Consider the following 6,000-nt stretch of genomic DNA (forward strand, 5'->3'; position numbering starts at 1 on the left):
AAAAGTGATCCTTTTTGAAGTATGGCTTTGAGCCGAAGAAGGCCATTGAAATGGCAGTGAAAAGACACAAGGCGGAAGAGATTGTCAGGAAGCTGTGTCAGGTTGACGTGCTGAATGCGCAGGGCAAATCGATGGCGGAGGCGATCCGGTCGATAGGCGGAACGGTAGTTACATATTACCGCTGGCGGGCAGACTACGGTGGCCTGAAGGGCGATCAGGTGAAGCGCCTGAAAGAGCTGGAGACCGAGAATGCCCGGCTTCGGCGGGCTGTTTCCGATCTGACATTGGACAAGATGATCCTCGCTGAGGCTGCCAGGGGAAGCTTCCAACCCACGCCCGCCGCTGTGCGTGGACCATGTCCCCGAGGAACTGGGTGTGTCCGAACGGCGGGCATGCCTGGCTTTCGGCCAGCATCGTTCCACACTGAACTACAAGCCACCGGCACCTGAAGCCACCGTGTGCCCGCGTCACAACGGCCCGGCTTCAACGCCAGCAGGAGCGGTCAGACCCAGCATGCACTAGCATTAAACCCGGATCAACCGATGGGGGCACGCCAGTGTCACCGAGGCAAATTATGCGCGGATCAGCGCCCAAGTTGGCAAATTCGGCACAAGTCGCCTTCCGGCATTCCGGGACCGGTCAGCTTTCTGCGGATCTCGTAGCGGCGGACATACCCTCAGGTTCAGACACGCGTCTTTCGAGAAACGTTATACATATTACCAGGGATTAAGGACGTGAAGCCATAAACAGCCGCTCAGCAAGCTCAAAATCCTCCATAGTGTCGATGTCAACGACCCGATGCCGTGGAAGAACGATAAGCGAAGCGTGCGCGCCAAAGACGGGCGTTCCCTGCAGCGCCGTCTCCGGTTTCGTCAGATAGAACTGGCCGGCGTTGTGGAACGCCTTCTGGAGATCCTGCGAGCGCATGTAGTAATTTTCTGGCTGAAACATGATAGCTCTGTCGTCATCATTCAGAAAAACGGCTCGCTGGATCGGGGAGGGGAATTCCGCGGCGCTGAAAACGATCTCCGCGCCCGTCTCGGTCATTCGATCGACTGATTTCAAAAGGTCTTCGCCTGACAGAAAAACCGCAGTCGGGTAGACGGTCAGGAAGAGATCTGGGACACAAACGTTGTCGCAGTACCACTGAGCTGCGTGCTTGGTCACTGCTGCTGTGCCGGTGAAATCGTCGGACAGCTCTGCCGGGCGCATAAAGGGGGCTCGCGCACCGTGAGCTTCTGCGACCTCTTTGATTTCTTCGCTGTCCGTCGATACGATAATGTCGCTGACCAGTGGAAAAGCTTTTAGAGCATCGATCGGCCAAACGATCATCGGCTTTCCGCAGAAGTCCTTGACGTTCTTTTTGGGTATGCGCTTGCTGCCGCCACGGGCAGGGATGATCGCAACGATGTTGAGGGACATCAGGCCGCGGCCCGCTGAATACTTACGCGCTGGCCGGCGTGATCTTCAATGCCGACTACGAAGCGGTCATCAAAAAACTGAAGACCATCCAGACGCTTCTTCTCGGCAAAATCTGTTTTCGCGCCCTCTAGGATTGGAAATTCGTCTATCCGAGACTCCCCCATGACGGAGTAGACGACAAAGTACGACATTCTAAGCCTCCAGAGTGACGCGGTTGCGAACATCCATACATTGCCCCAAATCGGGAGTCCACTTAGCCTGCGGCTGCAACCGATAAGCAACCTTCGTGGAATTGCGCGAGATATCTAGTCCCTAGGGCGATGGATTCATCATCTGTGCATGAGAGATGATGTACCATGGAGTGGTGTAGCATGAAGGCAGCCATCAGTGTTTTTTCCGGTAGGGTCGGGTTGTTTAAGCTCAACCTGATGGAAAGATCACTGATGACCGCCGAGATGATGAACCTGCGTTCGCTTGTTGAGAAGAGCGCTGATGCGGATTTGCTGCACGAGATGATCGGCTTTGCCGCCGAGAAGTTGATGGAACTTGACGTCGGGGCGAAGACGGGCGCGGCCCATGGCGAGAAGAATGCGTTCCGGATTGCCCAGCGCAATGGGTACCGCGACCGGGACTGGGAGACCCGTGCCGGGACGGTCGAGTTGCGCATCCCGAAGCTGCTATCGGCAGCTATTTCCCCAGCTTCCTTGAGCCGCGCCGCATGGCTAGGAAGGCCCTGACGGCCGTGATCCAGGAAGCCTACATTCAGGGCGTCTCCACCCGCTCCGTCGATGATCTGGTCAAGGCGATGGGCATGAGTGGCACCTCCAAAAACCAGGTCTCCAGACTCTGTGAAGAGATCGACGACAAGGTGAAGGCATTCCTCAGCCGCCCCATCGAAGGCGACTGGCCCTACCTGTGGATCGATGCCACGTATCTCAAGGTCCGGCGCGGCGGCCGTATCGTTTCTGTCGCCGTTATCATCGCTATTGGCGTCAACCCCGACGGGCGACGGGAGGTGCTCGGCATCGAAATCGGAACATCTGAAGCCGAGCCGATCTGGGCGGAGTTTCTGCGCAAGCGGACGCGGCGAGGTCTGCGTGGCGTCAAGCTCGTCGTCTCCGATGCCCACGAAGGCATCAAGGCCGCCGTCTCGAAAGTTCTTTCCTCCACCTGACAGCGTTGCAGGGTTCACTTCATGCGCAACGCACTCGCCTATGCCGGAAAGAGCGGACGGCGCGTCGTCTCCGCCTTACGCCGGGCTATCTGATTGTACATCCACTACACACAGATTTTGCCCTCCGCCGGAGCGGAGGGCAGGCATGAAATATCACCTTATACGAGCCGATGCAGCTGGCGTAGCAATCAACATGCGTCGAGGTTGTAGAGCGAGCGACCGACGTTATTTTTCCATTACGAACCAGGTTAGATCATCACCGGGGAAGACGGGGTCTCGATGATAAACGAACCCATAATCGACCAGCTTCAACGATGGATATTTATCCATCATTTCACCGGCGAAATCACGCTTAAACAGACGACCTTCATGCCCACGGTAGGTAATTGAGGTTGGCGATGGATTGTAATATTCGGCCATCACAATGTAACGCTTGCTCGATTCCCAGAGCCGCTGATAGGCGGTTTCAAGCGCATCTGGATTGATATGAATTAGTACGCCGGCAATAAACGCCATATCAACCGGAGCCATTTGATGGTCGTCCAGCAGTGAGCCGAGTCTAGCGTCCACACCTTCGATGCTTGACAGTCGCGCGAGCGCGATTTCGTTAATTTCGATGGCTTGGAGTGTTGCCGCAGGAAGCAGATTCTTGAATGCGAGCATATTTAGGCCGATGTTAGCACCGAGTTCCCGCACAGACTTTACGTCGTGGGTTCGCGCCAATATCTTAGAAAACATCGAAATTTTTGACGCGAGAAGTTTTCCCCCGTCATTTCTATCAACGTAGGTGTCGCCAAACTCGCCGGCCCAGAAGTTTTCTTGCGGTGTATTGTATGTCAATGCTCTCTTCCTCTTTTGCGCGCTACGTTCATCACAGTTACCCCCGACAAACAAGCTTAAATAGTAGGGCAGCCCTGAGTGATGCCGTAAGTTAGCCGGAGCTTCACCCTGGGTGGCGCCACCAATACAGGATGACGTACGCTCCGTCCACCGTGAGGCGAAGCCAGTAACGTGAATAGCCCCTAGATTTGTAGAGGTCTTCTTTCCTAAATTTGAGGCAAGAAGAGCATCATGAGCAGGTCGAATTTCAGTGAAGAGTTTAACCGTGACGCTGTGCGCCAGATCACTGAGCGGGGCTACCCGGTTTCGGAGGTTTCGCAGCGGTTGGGTGTGAGCCAGCATTCGCTCTACGCGTGGAAGAAGAGGTTTTCGTCGGCATCTTTTGCCAGTGATGCAAAGTGAAGTACGCGTTCGTTGCCCAGCATCAACAGCGGCTTTCGGTGCGGACGATGTGCCGCCTGTTGCGCATCCATCCCAGCGGCTTCCATGCCTGGCCCCAGACGCCATTGAGCAACCGTGCCTGCGAAGACAAGCGGCAAATCGATCTGCTTCGGAAGGTTTGGGAGGAAAGTGGTAAGGTTTACGGCTATCGCAAGCTTCACGGCGACTTGCTCGACCACGGTGAGACATGCTGCCCGAACCGGATTGTCCGCCTGACGCGGATTGCCGGGATAAAAACCCAGATCGGCTACAAGCGTCGCCCAGGCATTTATGGCGGTAGGCCTTCCGTTGTCATCGACAACACGCTGGATCGGCAATTCGACGTCGATGCTCCAGACAATGCCATGGGTCATGGACACTACCTACATCCGAACCTGCGAAGGCGTCGCCTATCCCGCGGTGGTGATCGATCTCTATTCCCGCCGCATCATTGGCTGGTCGATGCAGAGCCGACAGATGACCGATGTGGTGCTGCAGGCGTTGCTGATGGCTGTCTGGCGGCGAAAGCCGAAAGAAAAGGTGCTGGTGCATTCGGATCAGGGATCGCAATTCACCAGCATGGGCTGGGGCAGCGTTCCTAAAGCACTACAATCCGGTTCATTCGATGAGCCGCCGAGGAACTGTCATGGCAATGCCGTGGCTGAGAGCTTCTTCAATCTGTTGAAGCGAGAGCGGATACGCCGGAAGGTCTATCGTTCAAGAGACGACGCCAGGCAGGACCTGTTTGATTACATCGAGATGTTTTATAACCCGAAGCGCAAACATGTCAGAAACGGGATGCTGTCGCCCGTCGAGTTCGAAAAGCAGCAGAAAATGTAACCCGAGAATGTCTACGAAAATCGGGGCTATTCACTGCTTGGATTGGGGCTGGGCCGCTTGGTGGACTCAGAACGAGGGGTGGTCTATTAAGGCGCGCATCCCTAACTAGCGAAGTCCGAGAACATGTTCAAAAGACTATACCTTTTCCTCCGGGCACCATTTTCGGCAGGAGCGAAGCAGGTTCCCCAGGAGCGTGCATCTCAGAATAAGCCGGAAGAGGGGATAAAGAGCGCGAGCAAGGCGCCCAAGCTCACCCCGCTTGAGAAAGTTACAAAGCGCCTCAGGTCTGGCAATGCAGAGGGTGTTCTGTCCGTTCTGCGCCGACATGAGTTCGATGAAGCAAAAAGCCTATTGATAAAGGCGGCGACCGACATCGCGAAGCGCGTGAAGCCCGAGCGGTCGGAAGGGGTTTTCGCGAATGTCGAGCGCGTCGTTTCCGCTCTGGTTTACACCGAGTACTGGCCGGTGGCCGTTTCGCTCGTGGAGAACGGGCGCACTGCGCCGGCCTTGAGCGGCCGCAATATCGTCGCGCTGGTTGCCGCCGTCAAGGACGCGGCCTCGGACCGTTTCGATGCAGCGGTTTCCTATCCGGCGGCGCTGGAACAGGATGCTCGGCACGCTAAGTTGCTGCTCATCCTCGACATGTTGCGCCGGAAGAGGACGCTCGCCGAGGATTATGTCATCTCGGCGCGGCGGGAGTTTATGGAACAATACGGCAGCCTGACCTTGTCGGCGAGCGACATGCCGCCGAGCCTTTTCGTGCCGGCGGTCCATCTTCAGCTTTGGCTTTCGCCGTCCGGTCTCGGTGACTGCATTTCGTCCTTCGCGTCGAATGCGGCAGCAAAACCGCGCCTCAATCACGTGGCCTCAGCCCTCGGTACGCTGGTTGCCGCGGGGGAACATGACGGTATTGCGGCTCTTCTCGCACTCATTCCCGCTTCGCCGGAAGGCGCTAGCGCCCTTTTCGCCATTGCCAAACGCCACGCCAATGCCGGTGACACCGCAACAGCCGGAATCCTGCTCGCCCATGGCACGACCCGGAAGAACGCGAGCAAAGCCCGCAAGCCGACCCCTCTCGAGAAAATTACAAGGCGTCTCAAGGCTGGCGACGTGGAGGGTGTTCTCTCCGTTCTGCGCAAGCAAGAGTTCTACCAGGCAAGAAGCCTGCTGATAAAGGCTGCGACAGACGTCGTGAAGCGCCGGAAACCCACACTGTTGGACGCGATACTGACGAATGTCGAGCGCGTTGTTTCCGAGCTGGTTTACACCGAATACTGGCCGGTGGCGGTTTCGGTCGTGGAGAA

General features: G+C 56.5%; 4 protein-coding genes and 3 pseudogenes. 4 read left to right on the forward strand and 3 right to left on the reverse strand.

All coding sequences use genetic code 11. The features are described from left to right. Nucleotides 1-50: 50 nt before the first annotated feature. Nucleotides 51-423, forward strand: a pseudogene (locus ACT6VE_RS18500) (transposase); the annotation flags it as partial. A gap of 303 nt (nt 424-726) precedes the next feature. Here the strand turns inward: ACT6VE_RS18500 and pseF are convergent. After that, entirely contained in the window at nt 727-1,422 is a 696-nt protein-coding gene (gene pseF / locus ACT6VE_RS18505) for a pseudaminic acid cytidylyltransferase (protein ID WP_444799979.1), read from the reverse strand. Then, entirely contained in the window at nt 1,422-1,613 is a 192-nt protein-coding gene (locus ACT6VE_RS18510; protein WP_444799980.1) for a hypothetical protein, read from the reverse strand. Before ACT6VE_RS18510 ends, pseF begins: the two co-directional genes overlap by 1 nt. Nucleotides 1,614-1,865: 252 nt before the next feature. Here ACT6VE_RS18510 and ACT6VE_RS18515 point away from each other — a divergent pair. After that, nucleotides 1,866-2,671 (forward strand): annotated as a pseudogene (locus ACT6VE_RS18515) (IS256 family transposase); the annotation flags it as partial. A 150-nt stretch (nt 2,672-2,821) separates the two neighbouring features. Here the strand turns inward: ACT6VE_RS18515 and ACT6VE_RS18520 are convergent. Continuing rightward, nucleotides 2,822-3,778 (reverse strand): pseudaminic acid biosynthesis-associated methylase, encoded by a 957-nt coding sequence (locus ACT6VE_RS18520; RefSeq protein WP_444799981.1) that lies wholly within the window; start codon nt 3,776-3,778, stop codon nt 2,822-2,824. Between ACT6VE_RS18520 and ACT6VE_RS18525 the strand changes: the two are divergent. Together ACT6VE_RS18525 and ACT6VE_RS18530 are read left to right on the forward strand one after the other, a co-directional pair. After that, nucleotides 3,668-4,696: pseudogene (locus ACT6VE_RS18525) on the forward strand (IS3 family transposase). The gene ACT6VE_RS18520 and the pseudogene ACT6VE_RS18525 sit on opposite strands and share 111 nt — an antisense overlap. A 351-nt stretch (nt 4,697-5,047) precedes the next feature. Continuing rightward, nucleotides 5,048-6,000 (forward strand): hypothetical protein (locus tag ACT6VE_RS18530; protein WP_444799982.1); only part of this gene is annotated, 953 nt, incomplete at its 3' end.

The organism is Shinella sp., assembly GCF_052438155.1.
Classification (GTDB): Bacteria; Pseudomonadota; Alphaproteobacteria; order Rhizobiales; family Rhizobiaceae; genus Shinella.